The 16,717-nt window shown below is 65.3% G+C and carries 19 protein-coding genes; 15 read left to right on the top strand and 4 right to left on the bottom strand.

The genetic code is table 11. From position 1 onward, the window contains the following. Positions 1-24: 24 nt before the first annotated feature. Entirely contained in the window at positions 25-966 is a 942-nt protein-coding gene (gene ygfZ / locus ACSX1C_RS10135) for a CAF17-like 4Fe-4S cluster assembly/insertion protein YgfZ (RefSeq protein WP_439889318.1), read from the bottom strand. A 188-nt stretch (positions 967-1,154) separates the two neighbouring features. Between ygfZ and ACSX1C_RS10130 the strand changes: the two genes are divergently transcribed. Together ACSX1C_RS10130 and ACSX1C_RS10125 are read left to right on the top strand one after the other, a co-directional pair. Beyond that, positions 1,155-1,409, top strand: a complete 255-nt coding sequence (locus ACSX1C_RS10130) for a succinate dehydrogenase assembly factor 2 (protein ID WP_318645454.1) — start codon at positions 1,155-1,157, stop codon at positions 1,407-1,409. After that, positions 1,393-1,845 (top strand): protein YgfX, encoded by a 453-nt coding sequence (locus tag ACSX1C_RS10125; protein WP_439889317.1) that lies wholly within the window; start codon positions 1,393-1,395, stop codon positions 1,843-1,845. Before ACSX1C_RS10130 ends, ACSX1C_RS10125 begins: the two co-directional genes overlap by 17 nt. Here ACSX1C_RS10125 and nadB read toward each other — a convergent pair. Beyond that, positions 1,814-3,430 (bottom strand): L-aspartate oxidase, encoded by a 1,617-nt coding sequence (gene nadB, locus ACSX1C_RS10120; RefSeq protein WP_439889316.1) that lies wholly within the window; start codon positions 3,428-3,430, stop codon positions 1,814-1,816. The genes ACSX1C_RS10125 and nadB overlap by 32 nt on opposite strands. 379 nt (positions 3,431-3,809) lie before the next feature. On the opposite strand from nadB, the gene rpoE reads away from it, so the two are divergent. The 12 genes from rpoE (at position 3,810) to pdxJ (ending at position 14,251) form a co-directional block, all read left to right on the top strand. Continuing rightward, the gene (gene rpoE / locus ACSX1C_RS10115) at positions 3,810-4,391 is read left to right on the top strand and encodes an RNA polymerase sigma factor RpoE (protein WP_439889315.1); all 582 of its coding nucleotides are present in this window, start codon (positions 3,810-3,812) and stop codon (positions 4,389-4,391) included. Positions 4,392-4,422: 31 nt separating this feature from the next. Beyond that, positions 4,423-5,013 carry an RseA family anti-sigma factor gene (locus ACSX1C_RS10110; RefSeq protein ID WP_439889314.1) on the top strand — a complete coding sequence of 197 codons (591 nt, stop codon included), beginning with the start codon at positions 4,423-4,425 and terminating at the stop codon, positions 5,011-5,013. A gap of 8 nt (positions 5,014-5,021) precedes the next feature. Continuing rightward, the gene (locus tag ACSX1C_RS10105; protein ID WP_439889313.1) at positions 5,022-5,975 is read left to right on the top strand and encodes a MucB/RseB C-terminal domain-containing protein; all 954 of its coding nucleotides are present in this window, start codon (positions 5,022-5,024) and stop codon (positions 5,973-5,975) included. Further along, positions 5,972-6,421, top strand: coding sequence for a SoxR reducing system RseC family protein (locus ACSX1C_RS10100; RefSeq protein ID WP_439889312.1), 450 nt, complete (start codon positions 5,972-5,974; stop codon positions 6,419-6,421). Before ACSX1C_RS10105 ends, ACSX1C_RS10100 begins: the two co-directional genes overlap by 4 nt. 40 nt (positions 6,422-6,461) lie before the next feature. Then, positions 6,462-7,892, top strand: coding sequence for a DegQ family serine endoprotease (locus tag ACSX1C_RS10095; protein WP_439889311.1), 1,431 nt, complete (start codon positions 6,462-6,464; stop codon positions 7,890-7,892). 153 nt (positions 7,893-8,045) lie between these two features. Further along, positions 8,046-9,845 (top strand): translation elongation factor 4, encoded by a 1,800-nt coding sequence (lepA, locus tag ACSX1C_RS10090; RefSeq protein ID WP_318645462.1) that lies wholly within the window; start codon positions 8,046-8,048, stop codon positions 9,843-9,845. 6 nt (positions 9,846-9,851) lie between these two features. Then, positions 9,852-10,706 carry a signal peptidase I gene (gene lepB, locus ACSX1C_RS10085; protein WP_439889310.1) on the top strand — a complete coding sequence of 285 codons (855 nt, stop codon included), beginning with the start codon at positions 9,852-9,854 and terminating at the stop codon, positions 10,704-10,706. A 103-nt stretch (positions 10,707-10,809) separates the two neighbouring features. After that, on the top strand, positions 10,810-11,187 hold the full coding sequence (locus ACSX1C_RS10080) for a DUF4845 domain-containing protein (RefSeq protein ID WP_439889309.1): 378 nt from the start codon (positions 10,810-10,812) through the stop codon (positions 11,185-11,187). Further along, positions 11,184-11,873, top strand: a complete 690-nt coding sequence (rnc, locus tag ACSX1C_RS10075; protein ID WP_318645465.1) for a ribonuclease III — start codon at positions 11,184-11,186, stop codon at positions 11,871-11,873. The genes ACSX1C_RS10080 and rnc overlap by 4 nt, the downstream gene beginning before the upstream one ends. Further along, entirely contained in the window at positions 11,866-12,768 is a 903-nt protein-coding gene (gene era, locus ACSX1C_RS10070) for a GTPase Era (RefSeq protein ID WP_439889308.1), read from the top strand. The genes rnc and era overlap by 8 nt, the downstream gene beginning before the upstream one ends. 45 nt (positions 12,769-12,813) lie before the next feature. Next, positions 12,814-13,512 carry a DNA repair protein RecO gene (gene recO / locus ACSX1C_RS10065; protein ID WP_439889307.1) on the top strand — a complete coding sequence of 233 codons (699 nt, stop codon included), beginning with the start codon at positions 12,814-12,816 and terminating at the stop codon, positions 13,510-13,512. Further along, positions 13,505-14,251 (top strand): pyridoxine 5'-phosphate synthase, encoded by a 747-nt coding sequence (pdxJ, locus tag ACSX1C_RS10060; RefSeq protein WP_439889306.1) that lies wholly within the window; start codon positions 13,505-13,507, stop codon positions 14,249-14,251. The genes recO and pdxJ overlap by 8 nt, the downstream gene beginning before the upstream one ends. Positions 14,252-14,330: 79 nt before the next feature. Here pdxJ and cmoB read toward each other — a convergent pair whose 3' ends face one another. After that, positions 14,331-15,299: a tRNA 5-methoxyuridine(34)/uridine 5-oxyacetic acid(34) synthase CmoB gene (gene cmoB, locus ACSX1C_RS10055; RefSeq protein ID WP_439889305.1), complete on the bottom strand. Its 969-nt coding sequence runs from the start codon at positions 15,297-15,299 to the stop codon at positions 14,331-14,333. After that, positions 15,296-16,039 carry a carboxy-S-adenosyl-L-methionine synthase CmoA gene (gene cmoA / locus ACSX1C_RS10050; protein ID WP_439889304.1) on the bottom strand — a complete coding sequence of 248 codons (744 nt, stop codon included), beginning with the start codon at positions 16,037-16,039 and terminating at the stop codon, positions 15,296-15,298. Before cmoA ends, cmoB begins: the two co-directional genes overlap by 4 nt. Before the next feature lie 326 nt (positions 16,040-16,365). On the opposite strand from cmoA, the gene ACSX1C_RS10045 reads away from it, so the two are divergent. Continuing rightward, positions 16,366-16,710, top strand: coding sequence for a c-type cytochrome (locus tag ACSX1C_RS10045; RefSeq protein WP_439889303.1), 345 nt, complete (start codon positions 16,366-16,368; stop codon positions 16,708-16,710). Positions 16,711-16,717 lie beyond the last annotated feature (7 nt).

Raw genomic sequence — 16,717 nt, 5'->3', positions numbered from 1 at the left:
GGAGTCGGGCGGCGTGGAAGGGGTTCAGCGCTGGATTTCGCGATCGGCGTCCAGGCTGTAGGGCAGGTCGAGCAGGCGCAGCGGCGGGCCTTCGGGGGCGCCCAGGCAAATGCGCCCGTCCTTCATGGCGTCCTCCTGCAGCACGGCGAGCAGTTCGGTGCCGTTGTCGCTGTGGGCGGCCAGGACCACCTCGCCGACCCCCGAGTTATGCACGGGGGAGAATAGCTCTACGGCCGGTTGCGGCAGTTGCCGGTCATCCAGGGCCAGGCGATACAGGCGGCGCTTGAGCTTGCCCAGGTACTGCATGCGCGCGACGATCTCCTGGCCGGTATAGCAGCCCTTTTTGAAGCTGACCGCGCCGAGGGCCTGCAGGTTGAGCATCTGCGGGATGAACAGTTCGCGGGTGCTGCCCAGCACCTGGCCGATGCCGGCGCGGACCTGGGCCAGCAGCCAGTCATTCAGCGGCGCCTCCTGCAACTGTGCGGCCAGGCGGGCACGCAGGGTCGGCGCCTCTTCGGCGGGGGCCCAGAGTTCGCTGCGGCCATCGCTCAGGCGCAGGGCCAGCAGGTTGTGGGCGCGGGCCACGCAATCGGCCTCCTGGGGCAGGTCCAGCCCCAGGTTGACCAGCGCACCGTCGCCGCCGCTCAGGCCGAAGCGTACCCAGGCGTCGCCTTCGTCGGCGAGCTTGGACTTGGAGAACACCGCATATTTCTGCAGGTCGGCCAGCTGCGGCGCGACCAGCTCGCCGGCCATCGCCAGGAGGTAGCCGTCGGCCAGGCTGAGGATGCGGAAGCTCGACAGCATGCGGCCCTTGGGGGTGCAGCGGGCGCCGAGGCTGCTGCGGCTATCGTTCAGGTAATTGAGGTTACAGGTCAGCTGGCCCTGGAGGAACTTGCTGGCATCGGGACCGCGAACGGCAAGGATGCCTTCGTGGCTGAGGGTGCAGAAAAATGCGGTTTCGGCCATGGGGAGGAGGAGGTCGCCGGATAATGGGTCAGGGGCGACATCATAGAGCGCCACCGGAGGCTTGTCAGCGGCTGAGCGCACAGCCGCGGCATGGGGGCGGGTACTCGTCCGCCCAGGTCAACAGTCCGGGTTTTCGCCGTTATACTGCCGGGCTGAATCAACGCCGGGCTATCTCAAGGAACCCATACATGGTCGACTCCACCGAACTCAACCGCCTGTTCTGGCACAGCCGTCGCGGCATGCTGGAGCTGGACGTCCTGCTGGTGCCCTTCGTCAAGGAGGTCTACCCGAGCCTCGATGCCGAGGACCAGGCGCGCTACCGCAAGCTGCTCGCGTGCGAGGATCAGGACATGTTCGGCTGGTTCATGCAGCGCGGCGAGCCCGAGGATGCCGACCTCAAGCGCATGGTTCGCATGATCCTGGACCGTGTCCAGCCCAAGTGAGGTGTTCGAGTGCCGCTGGCGGCCCTCGCGGCTGCTGTTGCTGTGCTATGGGCTGATCCAGGCGCTGGCGCTGCTCAGCCTGCTCTGGGTCGAGTTGCCGCCCTGGGGGTATGGGCTGGCAGTCGCCCTGTGCCTGGGGCATGCGGCCTGGGTACTGCCGCGGCACATCCTGCTGAACTCGGCCCAGGCATTCGGCGCCTTGCGTCATGATGTCGATGGCTGGCAGCTGTGGAGCCGCGCGCGGGGCTGGCAGGTGATCCAGCTGCGCCCCGACAGCCTGGCCTTGCCGCCGATCGTGGTGCTGCGTTTTCGCCTGGCGAACGAGCGGCGCGTGCGCGGCCTGTGCATCCCCCGGGATGCGCTGGCGCACGATATCCATCGGCGCCTGCGGGTGCGGCTGAAGTTCAGTCGCCGTAGGTGGGCGGCGCCAGAATAGTGTCCCTGGCCTCGGCCAGTTGCTCGGGGTAGTCCAGGGTGTAGTGCAGGCCGCGGCTCTCGTGGCGCTGCATGGCCGAACGGATCATCAGCTCGGCGACCTGGGCCAGGTTGCGCAGCTCGATCAGGTCGCGGCTGACCTTGTAGTTGCTGTAGAACTCGTCGATCTCGTCGAGCAGCAGGCGTACCCGGTGCTGGGCGCGCTGCAGGCGCTTGTTGGTGCGCACGATGCCCACGTAGTCCCACATGAAACGCCGCAGCTCGTCCCAGTTGTGCGCGATGATCACGTCCTCGTCCGAGTCGGTCACCTGGCTGGCGTCCCAGCACGGCAGCCCGCTGGGCATGGGCACCCTGTCGAGTGCCTGGGCGATGTCGGCGGCGGCGGCGCGGGCATAGACGAAGCATTCGAGCAGCGAGTTGCTGGCCATGCGGTTGGCGCCGTGCAGGCCGGTGAAACTGGTCTCGCCTATGGCGTAGAGTCCCGGCACGTCGGTCTGGCCATGGTGGTCGACGACCACGCCGCCGCAGGTGTAGTGCGCCGCCGGCACCACGGGGATGGGTTCGCGGGTGATGTCGATGCCGAAGTCCAGGCAGCGCTCATAGACGGTCGGGAAGTGCGCCTTGATGAACTCCGCCGGCTTGTGGCTGATGTCCAGGTACACGCAGTCGGCGCCCAGGCGCTTCATCTCGTGGTCGATGGCGCGGGCGACGATGTCGCGCGGCGCCAGTTCGCCGCGCTTGTCGAAGCGCGGCATGAAGCGCTGGCCGTTGGGTAGCTTGAGCAGGGCGCCCTCGCCGCGCAGGGCCTCGGTCACCAGGAAACTCTTGGCCTGGGGGTGGTACAGGCAGGTGGGGTGGAATTGGTTGAATTCCAGGTTGCCGACCCGGCAGCCGGCGCGCCAGGCCATGGCGATGCCGTCGCCGCAGGCACCGTCCGGATTGCTGGTGTACAGGTAGACCTTGGCCGCGCCGCCGGTGGCGAGCACGACGAAGCGGGCACTGAAGGTGTCGACCTGGCCGCTGTTGCGGTTGAGCACGTAGGCGCCCAGGCAGCGCTGGCCGTCGAGGTCGAGCTTGCGTTCGGTGATCAGGTCGACGGCCACCCGCTGTTCCAGCAGCTCGATATTGCTCCGCTGCCTGGCCTGCTCCAGCAGGGTGTTGAAGATCGCCGCGCCGGTGGCGTCGGCGGCATGGATGATGCGCCTGTGGCTGTGGCCACCCTCGCGGGTCAGGTGGAACTCGAAACCGCCGTCGTCGCTGGCGGTCTGCTCGTCGCGGGTGAAGGGCACGCCCTGGTCGATCAGCCACTGGATCGCGGCTCGGCTGTGTTCGACGGTGAAGCGCACGGCATCGATGCGGCACAGGCCGGCACCGGCGTTGAGGGTGTCCTCGACATGGGACTCGACCGTGTCGCTGTCGTCCAGCACTGCCGCTACGCCGCCCTGGGCCCAGTAGGTGGAGCCATTGGACAGGCTGCCCTTGCTCAGCACGGCGATGCGCAGGTGCTCGGGCAGGGTCAGGGCTAGGGTCAGGCCGGCCGCGCCGCTGCCGATGACGAGAACGTCGTGCTGATAGTGTTCGCTCATGTACAGATCCCGCGAGAAAGCGCCCCTAGTATATAGAGGGGGTGGTCGGCACAATAGCGCGCTTGTGGCTGGCTGTGGCGCTTGGGAACTTTCTTGTCGTTCCGAGTTCCATTAACGGTCGCTTGGGGTGGGTTTTGTCCACTCGAGATGTCGCCCTGTGACTCCAGTGGCAGGCTCGCCGGTCGAGCGTGCGGGTGACCTAAGATTATTCACGCGGCAGGGTGCAGTTCCCTGTCGCGTTATTCCGTGCAACGCCGAAAAGGTCTTTGTCGGAAGCTTGTTTGTAAGGGGGAGAACTTTTGCGCAACGCCCGAGTCTATTTTGGCAAGCCGAGTCATCGGCAGGCGCTGCACTCCTTCGGACGGGGCGAGGAGTGTTCATGCTAACCCAGGAAGAGGACCAGCAACTGGTCGAGCGCGTGCAGCGCGGAGACAAGCGAGCATTCGATCTACTGGTGCTGAAGTATCAGCACAAGATTCTCGGGTTGATCGTGCGTTTCGTGCACGACAGTCATGAGGCTCAGGATGTGGCGCAGGAAGCTTTCGTCAAAGCCTATCGGGCATTAGGAAATTTCCGTGGCGAGAGTGCGTTCTATACCTGGCTGTATCGTATCGCCATCAACACGGCGAAGAATCATCTGGTGTCGCGGGGACGGCGACCGCCAGACAGTGATGTAAGTGCTGAGGATGCGGAGTTCTACGACGGCGACCATGCCCTGAAGGACATCGAGTCGCCGGAACGGCTCATGCTGCGGGATGAGATCGAGGCCACCGTGCATCGCAGCATCCAGCAGTTGCCAGATGATTTACGTACGGCCCTAACCTTGCGTGAATTCGATGGTCTCAGTTACGAGGACATTGCCAGCGTCATGCAATGTCCGGTGGGCACCGTGCGCTCGCGGATATTTCGAGCGCGCGAGGCCATAGACAAGTCCCTGCAACCCTTGTTGCAGGAAGCCTAAGACAGCGGCGACAGCCAAGAGAGGAACCGCCATGAGTCGAGAAGCCCTGCAGGAATCGCTGTCCGCGGTGATGGATAACGAAGCGGACGAACTGGAATTGCGCCGAGTGCTTGGAGCGAGCGACGATGCCGAGCTGCGTGCGACCTGGTCGCGCTATCAGATCGCCCGTGCCGTGATGCACAAGGAATTGCTGGAGCCGAAGCTGGATATCGCGGCGGCGGTTTCCGCGGCCTTGGCCGACGAGGCGCTGCCGGTGGCCGAGAAGACGTCTCGTGGGCCCTGGCGGGCAGTGGGTCGCCTGGCCGTGGCGGCCTCGGTGACCGTTGCCGTTCTGGCGGGAGTGCGTCTATACAATCAGGATGAAATCGGCGCTGCGCAGCTGGCGCAGCAGGCTGCTCAGCCGGCTCTGGCCAGTCCGCAGGCCCAGGGGCCAGCCATGCTGGCGGGCTTCAGTTCGGCCGCCGAGCAGCCGGGAGCGGCGCAGGCCGCCGCCGATGCCGAGGCGGGCTGGCATGAGCAGCGTTTGCCGGCTTATCTGCGTCAGCATGCCCAGCAAGCCGCGATGAGTGGCGGCGAGGGGGCGTTGCCCTATGCGCGCGCTGCAAGTCTGGAAGGCCGTTAAGGAGGCGCATGCGCTTTATTCCTCTCACCATTCTCCTGTATGGCGGATGGGCGATGTCGGCCTTCGCTGCAGAGGGCGCGCAAGACTGGTTGCAGCGCCTGGCTGAGGCCGACCGCAGTCAGAGCTTTCAGGGCACTTTCGTTTACGAGCGCAATGGCAGTTTCTCCACCCACGGCATCTGGCACAGGGTCGAGGAGGACGGGGCCGTGCGCGAGCGTCTCCTGCAACTGGACGGGCCCGCTCAGGAAATAGTGCGGGTGAACGGGCGGGCCGAGTGCGTGAGCGGTACCCTGGCCGATCAGGTCGTGGGTGATCAGGCCTGGCCTGCTCGTGAGCTCGATGTCGAGCAGTTGGCGCGCTGGTACGAGCTGAAGAAGACCGGTGAGTCCCGCGTGGCGGGGCGCGCGGCGGTGGTGCTGGCGCTGGTGCCGCGTGATCAGCATCGCTATGCGGTAGAGCTGCATTTGGATCGAGAGAGTGGCCTGCCGTTGAAAACCCTGCTGCTCAACGATAAGGGCCAGCTGCTCGAGCGCTTCCAGTTCACCCGTCTGGATCTCTCGTCCCCCCCTGGCGATGCGGCGCTACGGCCGAGTGCAGATTGTCGCTCTGTGCCCGTGGCCGAGGCGAGCACTGCCGATGGCGCCGCCTGGCGGGCTGACTGGCTGCCCCCGGGCTTTAGCCTGAATACCGTCAGTCAGCGCCGTAGTCCGGCTTCGGATGAAACTGTCGCATGCCTGGTGTATGACGATGGTGTGGCCCGCTTCAGTGTGTTCCTGGAGCCTTTGCAGGGCGCCGTGGTCGCTGATGCGCGCAGTCAGCTCGGCCCGACCGTCGCGGTCTCCCGGCGCATGACGACCAGCGACGGCGATGTGATGGTCACGGTGGTCGGCGAGATTCCTCTGGGTACGGCGGAGCGGGTGGCGTTGTCGATGCGGGCTGGCGAAGCGCAGGCTGCGCCGTGATCGAGGAGTCCGGGAGGGTCGTCGCGGTCGAGGCCGGCGCCGTCTGGGTCGAGACGCTGCGCAAGAGTACCTGCTCCAGTTGTTCGGTGAGTGCCGGTTGCGGCCAGGGGGTACTCGAGCGGCTCGGCGTCGGCGGCCGCCGGGGTCATGTGCGTGCGCTATCCGATTTATCCTTGAGTGTGGGGGATGCCGTGGTGATCGGCATTCGCGAGGATTTGCTGGTGCGTGGTTCATTGTTGGTCTATCTAGTGCCGCTTATGGGCTTGTTTGCCGCAGCGTTGCTCGCCGAGCGAATGGCCTTGAGCGAGCCTCTGGTGGTGCTGTGTGCCTTTGCCGGGTTGGCGCTGGCTGCGCTCGGCGTGCGCTGGCGCAGTGCCCGTGCCGCCGGCGATCCGGCGTTGCAGCCGGTGGTGCTGCGCGCATCAATCGCGGGTAATGTGTCTTAGTTATAAGTCTTGTACGGTCTGGAGGGGGAGCTGGATGTCGATGCCTAGCCTTAAGCTATGTTTTTCTGCGGTCCTGGCGGTTTTGCTGTTGGGGCAGGCGGTTGCCGCGCATGCGCAACTGCCGGACTTCACCGAGTTGGTCGAGGAGGCTTCGCCGGCGGTGGTGAACATCAGTACCCGGCAGAAGATACCGGCGCGGGCGGCGACGGGCGGAGGCCAGCTGCCGATGCCCGATCTGGAGGGGTTGCCACCGATATTCCGCGAGTTCTTCGAGCGCAACATTCCCCAGGTGCCGCGTTCGCCGGGCGGTGGTCGGCAGCGTGAGGCGCAGTCGCTGGGGTCGGGGTTCATCATCTCGGCCGACGGCTATGTGCTGACCAACAACCATGTGATCGCCGATGCCGACGAGATCATCGTGCGCCTGTCGGATCGCAGCGAGCTGGAGGCCAAGCTGGTAGGGGCCGATCCACGCAGCGACGTGGCGCTGCTCAAGGTCGAGGGCGATGACCTGCCCACTGTGCGCCTGGGCAAGTCCGAGGATCTCAAGGTGGGCGAGTGGGTGTTGGCCATCGGTTCGCCGTTCGGTTTCGATCACTCGGTCACCGCCGGCATCGTCAGCGCCAAGGGTCGCAGCCTGCCGAACGAAAGCTATGTGCCGTTCATTCAGACCGACGTGGCCATCAATCCGGGCAATTCCGGCGGTCCGCTGTTCAACCTGGACGGCGAGGTCGTCGGCATCAATTCGCAGATTTTCACCCGTTCCGGCGGCTTCATGGGGCTGTCCTTCGCCATTCCCATGAGCGTGGCCATGGACGTCGCCGACCAGCTCAAGACCGACGGCAAGGTCAGTCGCGGCTGGCTGGGGGTGGTGATTCAGGAGGTCAACAAGGACCTGGCCGAGTCCTTCGGTCTGGACAAGCCGGCCGGGGCCCTGGTTGCTCAGGTGCTGGACAACGGACCGGCCGCCAAGGGCGGTCTGCAGGTCGGCGATGTGATTCTCAGCCTGAACGACAAGCCGATCATCATGTCGGCCGACCTGCCGCATCTGGTCGGTGGTCTCAAGCCCGGCAGTCAGGCCGAGATGGATGTGGTGCGCGAGGGTTCGCGCAAGAAGCTCAAGCTCACCATCGGCGCCTTGCCGGAGGAGGGCGAGGTGTTGGCGGGCAGCGCGACACCGGGTGGTGAGCGCAGCAGCAACCGTCTGGGCGTCAAGGTGGTCGAGTTGACGGCCGAGCAGCGCAAGAACCTCGACCTGCAAGGGGGGGTGGTGATCACCGAGGTGCAGGAAGGGCCGGCGGCGATGATCGGCTTGCGCCCGGGCGATGTGATCACCCACCTGAACAATCAGGCGATCGATTCTGCCCGCACCTTCACCCAGGTGGCGCAGTCGTTGCCGAAGAACCGTTCGGTGTCGATGCGCGTGTTGCGCCAGGGTCGCGCCAGCTTCATCACTTTCAAGTTGGCCGAGTAAGAACCCGGCGGGATGAGCAAGGGCGACTGCGGTCGCCCTTTTCGTGCCTGCCTGCCGGCTGGCGCCTGGGCGTGACGTGTCGGGCCCGTATCGGGTACACTCCCCGGCTATTTTCGGCGGGCATTCGCCTGCGGCCTTTTCGAGTGTTGTTCTGTGAGTGACCTGAGTCATATCCGCAATTTCTCCATCATCGCCCATATCGATCATGGCAAGTCCACCCTGGCCGACCGCTTCATTCAGATATGCGGCGGCCTGAGCGAGCGTGAAATGGAGGCCCAGGTGCTGGACTCCATGGACCTGGAGCGCGAGCGCGGCATCACCATCAAGGCGCACAGCGTGACCCTGCACTACAAGGCGCGGGACGGTAAGACCTACCAGCTGAACTTCATCGACACCCCCGGCCACGTCGACTTCACCTACGAGGTCAGCCGCTCGCTGGCCGCCTGCGAGGGCGCCTTGCTGGTGGTCGACGCGGGCCAGGGCGTCGAGGCGCAGTCGGTGGCCAACTGCTACACCGCCATCGAGCAGGGCCTGGAGGTCATGCCGGTGCTGAACAAGATGGACCTGCCCCAGGCCGAGCCGGAGCGGGTCAAGGAAGAGATCGAACACATCATCGGCATCGATGCCACCGACGCCGTGGCCTGCAGCGCCAAGAGCGGCATGGGCGTGGACGAGGTGCTGGAGCGCCTGGTCGCCACCATCCCGGCGCCGACCGGCGATATCGAGGCGCCCCTGCAGGCGCTGATCATCGATTCCTGGTTCGACAACTACCTGGGCGTGGTGTCCCTGGTGCGGGTGCGTCACGGCCGCATCAAGAAGGGCGACAAGGTGCTGGTGAAGTCCACCGGCAAGATCCACCAGGTCGACAGCGTCGGCGTGTTCACCCCCAAGCACACCGCCACGGCGGACTTGAAGGCGGGCGAGGTGGGCTTCATCATCGCCGGCATCAAGGACATTCACGGCGCCCCGGTGGGCGACACCCTGACCCTGTCCAGCACCCCCGACGTGGCCATGCTGCCGGGTTTCAAGCGGGTCAAGCCGCAGGTCTACGCCGGCCTGTTCCCGGTCAGCTCCGACGACTTCGAGGACTTCCGCGAAGCCCTGCAGAAACTGACCCTCAACGACGCCGCGCTGCAGTACGAGCCGGAAAGCTCCGACGCCCTGGGCTTCGGCTTCCGCATCGGCTTCCTCGGCATGCTGCACATGGAGATCATCCAGGAGCGCCTGGAGCGCGAGTACGACCTGGACCTGATCACCACCGCCCCGACCGTGGTGTTCGAGGTGGTGATGAAGAACGGCGAGACGCTCTACGTCGACAACCCGTCGAAGCTGCCGGATATTTCCTCGGTCGAGGACATGCGCGAGCCGATCGTGCGCGCCAATATCCTGGTGCCCCAGGAGCACCTGGGCAACGTCATCACCCTGTGCATCGAGAAGCGCGGCGTGCAGCGCGACATGCAGTTCCTCAGCAGCCAGGTGCAGGTGTCCTATGACCTGCCGATGAACGAGGTGGTGCTGGATTTCTTCGACCGCCTGAAGTCGGTCAGCCGCGGTTACGCCTCGCTGGACTACAGTTTCGATCGCTTCGAGTCGGCCAACCTGGTCAAGCTGGACGTGTTGATCAACGGCGAGAAAGTCGACGCCCTGGCGCTGATCGTGCACCGCGACAAGGCCCACTACAAAGGCCGTGCCCTGACCGAGAAGATGAAAGAGCTGATCCCGCGGCAGATGTTCGACGTGGCGATCCAGGCGGCCATCGGCGGGCAGATCGTCGCACGGACCACCGTCAAGGCACTCAGGAAGAACGTGCTGGCCAAGTGTTACGGCGGTGACGTCAGCCGTAAACGCAAGTTGCTGGAGAAGCAGAAGGCCGGTAAGAAAAGGATGAAGCAGGTCGGCAGCGTGGAGATTCCCCAGGAAGCCTTCCTTGCCGTGCTCAAGGTGGATAGTTAAGGGCCTATGTCGATCAATTTTCCGCTGTTGCTGGTCATCGCCGTCGCGCTTTGCGGCGCCCTGGCGCTATTCGATCTGATCTTCCTGGCGCCGCGCCGGCGTGCGGCGATCGCCCAGTACCAGGGCCAGGTCGGCGAGCCCGACGAGGCGGTGGTCGAGCGCCTGAGCAAGGAACCCTTGCTGGTGGAGTACGGCAAGTCGTTCTTCCCGGTGTTGGCCATCGTGCTGGTGCTGCGCTCGTTCCTGGTCGAGCCGTTCCAGATTCCCTCCGGTTCGATGAAACCGACCCTGGAGGTCGGCGATTTCATCCTGGTCAACAAATTCGCCTACGGCATCCGACTGCCGGTGTTGGACACCAAGATCATCGAGGTCGACGATCCGCAGCGTGGCGATGTGATGGTCTTCCGTTACCCGAGCGACCCGAACATCAACTACATCAAGCGCGTGGTCGGCCTGGCCGGCGATCATGTCCGCTACAGCAGCGACAAGCGCCTGTTCGTCAACGGCAAGCCGGTGGCGGAGCAATTGCTCGGCGAAGAGCCGGGCAGCCTCGGCAGCGTGGTGCTCTACCAGGAGCGTCTGGGCGAGATGGAGCACCTGATCCGCAAGGAAATGCACCGTTATCGCGTCGAGCCCGGGCGCGAATGGGTGGTGCCGCAAGGGCATTACTTCATGATGGGCGACAACCGCGACAACTCGAACGACAGCCGCTACTGGAACGACCCGGACATTCCCAAGCCGTTGCTGGGCATGGTGCCGGACCGGAATATCGTCGGTAAGGCCTTCGCCGTGTGGATGAGCTGGCCGGATCCGAAGTTGCGCAATCTGCCGAATTTTTCCCGCGTCGGCCTGATTCATTGACGCGCTGAAATTTTGCGGCGCCGTTCAAGGCGCCGCCGCAGTCTATCTATAGTCTTGTAGTGGAGCCGCATGGCTCATTTCTACTCAGAATTTGGGGGCAAACATGGTATTTGCACGTTCGCAGAAGGGGTTGTCGGTTCTTAGCTGGCTGGTCGTGCTGGCGGTGGTGGCATTCTTCGCCAGCACCGCATTCAAGATGTTGCCGCACTACCTCGATTACATGTCGATGGAAAAAATGATCACTTCGGTGGGCACCGAGCAGGTCCAGGAGGTCAGGACAGTGGGTGACTTCTATTCCCATGTCGGCAAGGGCATGCAGGTCAACAACATCCGCGATCTGGAGCTGCGCGAGGTGCTCAAGGTCAAGGTCGAGAACAACGAGTTCATCGCCCACCTGAAATACGAGAAGCGCGAGCCGCTGATCGAGAACCTCGACCTGGTGGCGCGATTCGACAAAGAATACCGCGTGCGCATGCCGTGAGTGTTTCGCTAGACCGCCTCGAGCGCAAGCTCGGTCACCAGTTCAAGGACCAGGACCTGATGGTCCTGGCCCTCACCCATCGCAGCTACGCCGGGCGCAATAACGAGCGCCTGGAGTTTCTCGGCGATGCCATTCTCAACTTCGTCGCCGGCGAGGCGCTGTTCGAGCGCTTCCCCCAGGCGCGCGAAGGCCAGCTGTCGCGCCTGCGCGCGCGGTTGGTGAAGGGCGAGACCCTGGCCGTGCTGGCCCGCGGTTTCGACCTGGGCGACTACCTGCGTCTGGGCTCGGGTGAGCTGAAGAGCGGCGGCTTCCGTCGTGAGTCGATCCTCGCCGATGCCCTGGAGGCGTTGATCGGTGCCATCTATCTGGATGCCGGCATGGCGGTGGCCCGCGAGCGGGTGCTGGCCTGGCTGAGCAACGAACTGGACGGCCTGACCCTGGTCGACACCAACAAGGACCCGAAGACCCGCCTGCAGGAGTTCCTGCAGTCGCGCGCCTGCGAGCTGCCGCGCTACGAGGTGGTGGACGTGCAGGGCGAGCCGCACTGCCGGACCTTCGTGGTCGAGTGTCAGGTCACCCTATTGAATGACAAGACCCTGGGTCAGGGCGCCAGCCGCCGCATCGCCGAACAGGTTGCCGCGGCCGCCGCTTTGATCGCCCTGGGGGTGGAGAACGGCAATGACTGATTTACCCGCAACACGCTGTGGCTATGTCGCCATCGTCGGCCGGCCCAACGTGGGCAAGTCGACGCTGCTCAACCACATACTCGGGCAGAAGCTGGCGATCACCTCGCGCAAGCCGCAGACCACCCGGCACAACATGCTGGGGATCAAGACCGAGGGCCAGGTGCAGGCTATCTACGTCGACACCCCCGGCCTGCACAAGAACAGCGACAAGGCGCTCAACCGCTACATGAACAAGAACGCCTCGTCGGCTCTGAAGGACGTCGATGTGGTGATCTTCGTGGTCGACCGCACCCGCTGGACCGACGAGGACCAGATGGTCCTGGAGCGGGTGCAGTACGTGCAGGGGCCGGTGATCCTGGCGGTGAACAAGACCGACCGCCTCGAGGAGAAGGCCGAGCTGATGCCGCACCTGGAGTGGCTGGCGCAGCAGCTGCCGAACGCCGAGATCGTGCCGATCTCGGCGCAGCACGGGCACAACCTCGACACCCTGGAGAAGCTGGTCGGCGAGCGCCTGCCCGAGGGCGTGCACTTCTTCCCCGAGGACCAGGTCACCGACCGCTCCAGCCGTTTCTTCGCCGCCGAGCTGGTGCGCGAGAAGATCATGCGTCAGCTCGGCGCCGAGCTGCCCTACCAGATCACCGTGGAGATCGAGGAGTTCAAGCGCGAAGGGCGCATCCTGCATATCCATGCGCTGATCCTGGTCGAGCGCGACGGGCAGAAGAAGATCATCATCGGCGACAAGGGCGAGCGGATCAAACGCATCGGCCAGGAGGCGCGCAAGGACATGGAGGTGATGTTCGACTCCAAGGTCATGCTCAACCTCTGGGTCAAGGTCAAAGGCGGCTGGTCGGACGACGAGCGTGCCCTGCGCTCGCTGGGCTACGACGACATCTGAGCCGCGCCCGGGCGCACTCCGGCGCCCGCCATTGCGAGTAGCCCCATGCTTGCATTCAGTCAACCCGCCTATGTCCTGCACAGCCGTGCCTATCGCGAGAGCAGCGCGCTGGTGGATTTGCTCACCCCCCAGGGCCGCCTGCGGGCCGTGCTGCGCGGGGCCCGGGGCAAGGCCGGCACCTTGGCGCGACCCTTCGTGCCGCTGGAGGCGGAGCTGCGCGGCCGCGGCGAGCTGAAGAACGTCGGCCGTCTTGAGGCCGCCGGCATTCCCAACCTGCTCACGGGCGAGGCGCTGTTCAGCGGCCTGTACCTCAACGAACTGCTGATTCGCCTGCTGCCGGCGGAGGTCCCGCACCCGGAGATCTTCGAGCACTATGCCCTGACCCTGCAGGCCCTGGCCCAGGGCCGCGCGCTGGAGCCGTTGCTGCGCGCCTTCGAATGGCGCCTGCTGGATGAACTGGGCTATGGTTTCGCCCTGGATCGGGATCGCCTCGGCCAGCCTATCGCCGCCGGGCGTCTCTATCGTCTGCAGCCCGATGCCGGGCTGGAGCCCGTAGCGCAACTGCAGCCTGGCGTGTTTCAGGGGGCCGAGCTGCTGGCCTTGGCCGGGGCGGACTGGGCCGTCCCTGGCGCCTTGGCGGCGGCCAAGCGCCTGATGCGCCAGGCCCTGGCGCCCCATTTGGGCGGTCGACCCCTGGTCAGCCGCGAACTCTTCATGACCTTCAAGGAACCACCGCGTGACTGATGCCAATCGAATTCTGCTGGGTGTGAACATCGACCATGTGGCGACCCTGCGCCAGGCCCGGGGCACTCGCTACCCGGACCCGGTGAAGGCGGCGCTGGACGCCGAGGAGGCTGGCGCCGACGGCATCACCGTGCACCTGCGCGAGGACCGCCGGCATATCCAGGAGCGCGACGTGCGGTTGCTCAAGGAAGTGCTGCAGACGCGGATGAACTTCGAGATGGGCGTCACCGAGGAGATGCTCGCCTTCGCCGAGAGCATCCGCCCCGCGCACGTTTGCCTGGTGCCGGAGACCCGCCAGGAGCTGACCACGGAGGGCGGCCTGGACGTGGCCGGACAGGAGGCGCGGATTCGCGCGGCGGTCGAGCGGCTGAGCCGGATCGGCTGCGAGGTGTCGCTGTTCATCGACCCGGAGGAGCGGCAGATCGAGGCGTCCAAGCGGGTCGGCGCGCCGGCCATCGAGCTGCACACCGGCCGCTATGCCGACGCGCAAACACCGGCCGAGGCGGCCAGGGAGCTGGCACGGATTCGCGACGGCGTGGCCTGCGGCCTGGCCCATGGCCTGATCGTCAACGCCGGCCACGGCCTGCATTACCACAACGTCGAGGCGGTGGCGGCGATTGCCGGGATCAACGAGCTGAACATCGGCCATGCCCTGGTGGCCCACGCCCTGTTCGTCGGCTTCAAGCAGGCGGTGGCGGAGATGAAGCAGCTGATCGTCGCGGCGGCCAAGCGCGGCTGATACGCGGGATGGGCTGAGCCCGCGAGACCCCTCAGCCTGCCTTTGGCTATGGGTTACGCCGCTGTGCGGCTAACCCAGGCTACGGTTTGCGCGCCACCAGCACGGCGCGGGTCGGTGCCGGCAGGCCCTCGACGGTGCGGCTGTGGTCGGCCGGGTCGAGGAACTCCGGCAGCGACTGGAAACGCATCCACTCGGTGGCGCGCTGCTCCTCGATGGAGGTCATGTTGACGTCGACGCAGCGGACGTCGACGAAGCCGGCGCGGCGCAGCCACAGCTCCAGCGCCGGCACCGAGGGCAGGAACCAGACGTTGCGCATCTGCGCGTAGCGGTCTTGCGGCACCAGCACCTGCTGGGCGTCGCCTTCCACCACCAGGGTCTCGAGCACCAGCTCGCCGTCCTTGACCAGGCAATCCTTGAGGTCCAGCAGGTGGTCGATGGGCGAGCGGCGGTGGTACAGCACGCCCATGGAGAACACCGTGTTGAAGCCTTGCAGCTTGGCCGGCAGCTCCTCGAAGGCCAGTGGCAGGTGCCACACGGGCAGTTCCGGCAGGTAGTGCTTGATCGCCAGGAACTGGCAGAGGAACAGCCAGTTGGGATCGATGCCCACCACGCTGTCGGCGCCGGCGCCGAGCATGCGCCACATGTAATAGCCGTTGCCGCAGCCGACATCCAGCACCCGCTTGCCGGTCAGGTCGAGATGGGGGGCGACTCGTTGCCACTTCCAGTCCGAGCGCCATTCCGTGTCGATATGCACGCCGAACAGCTCGAAAGGCCCCTTGCGCCAGGGGATCAGCCCCTGCAGGGCGTTTTTCAAGGCGGCGCGGCTGCGCTCGTCGCAGGGGCCGTCGAAGCTGAAGCCTGGCTGCAGTTCGTGCTGCTCCACCGACAGCTCGGGCAGTGCCTGTACTGCGCCGTACCAGCGCTGCAGGTCGCCGTGACCGATCGCCAGCTTGGCGTCGAGCTGGCCGGGCAGGTCGGCGGCCCAGTCCTGCAGCGGGGTGCCGGCCAGCTGCTGCTGCAGGGCGTCGAGATCGAGGTCGCGGATCATGGCAGGGCGACCAGCGAGGCGAAGTTCAGGCACTGGAACCAGGGCACGACCTTGCTGAAGCCGGCGGCCCGCAGGCGCTCGCGGTGTAGCTCGAGGCTGTCGGGCAGCATCACCTTCTCGATGGCGCTGCGCTTCTGGGCGATTTCCAGTTCGCTGTAGCCGTTGGCGCGCTTGAAGGCGATGTGCAAATCGCTCAGCAGGTCATGCTGCTCGGCATCCTCGAAGCGCAGTTTTTCCGAGAGGATCAGCGCGCCACCGGGCAGCAGGGCCTGGCGGATGCGCCCGAGCAGGGCCAGACGCTGTTCGGGGCGGATGAACTGCAGGGTGAAGTTCAAAGCCACCAGCGAGGCCGGCTGCAACTCGAGGGTGAGGATATCGGCCTCGATCACCTCCACCGGCAGCAGCTCCTGGAACATGGCGTCCTGGGCATGCAGGTATTCGCGGCAGCGCTCGACCATGGCGGCGGAGTTGTCCACCGCGATCACCCGGCAACCTTCGACCTGTACATGGCGGCGCAGGGCCTGGGTCACCGCGCCCAGGGAGGCGCCCAGGTCGTACAGTGCGCTGTGCGGTTGGGCGAAGCGCCCGGCGAGCACGCCGATGTTCTCGACTATGGTCGGGTAGCCGGGCACCGAGCGCTTGATCATGTCGGGGAAGACCCGTACCACGTCCTCGTTGAAGACGAAGTCCGGCACCTGGGTCAGGGGCTGGGCGAAGAGGCGGTCGGGGGGCTGGCGCACGACGATTCCAAGGCGGGAGGGCGGGGCGGCATTTTACCCAAGACGCGGCAATGACCAAAGCCCGGCCCGCGCAGCGGGGGAACGGCCAGCCTGCAGGCCATGACGAGCAGGCTGAGACTTTAGTCTGATTATTCTTAAGACCAATGGCGCACGCCTATCTGACCAAAGGCTAAGTAACTGGCCAATTCCTCCGGTCTAAAGGCGTGCAGTATTCCCACCAAGGAAAGGCGCAGCCAGTCCGTGGCGCACAGATGCCGATGTGCGGATTGCGCCAGCGCCAAGGTTCACCGTAGTTCAAGCAGATCAACTCTTAGGAGGGTCAGACGGTGAAACACTTAGCCACTCACCTCTTCGCTATCACTCTGTTGGCCGCGGGCAGCGGTGCCGGCGTGGCCGCCGAACATGCCGATCCCACGGCAGAGCCGCCCGCTGGAAGGTTGCTGGCGACGCAATGCTTCCAGTGTCACGGCACCAATGGGCGCTCGCAGAGCGAGATCGACAGCATCGATGGCGAGGATGCAGACGATCTTTTCGAAGACCTGCTGGAAATGAAGGCGTCGGACGAGGTCACCGTGATGAACCAGCAGGCCAAGGCCTACAGCGACGAAGAGCTGCGGCTTATCGCCGACTACATCGGCCGCATCGACGGCGACCGCGACGATGATGATTGAGGCAGCG

Source organism: Pseudomonas sp. MBLB4123, assembly GCF_051904775.1.
In the GTDB taxonomy this organism is placed as follows: domain Bacteria; phylum Pseudomonadota; class Gammaproteobacteria; order Pseudomonadales; family Pseudomonadaceae; genus Aquipseudomonas; species Aquipseudomonas benzenivorans_B.
Note: the sequence above shows the minus strand (reverse complement) of the source record. Positions and strands in the feature narration are given on the sequence as shown.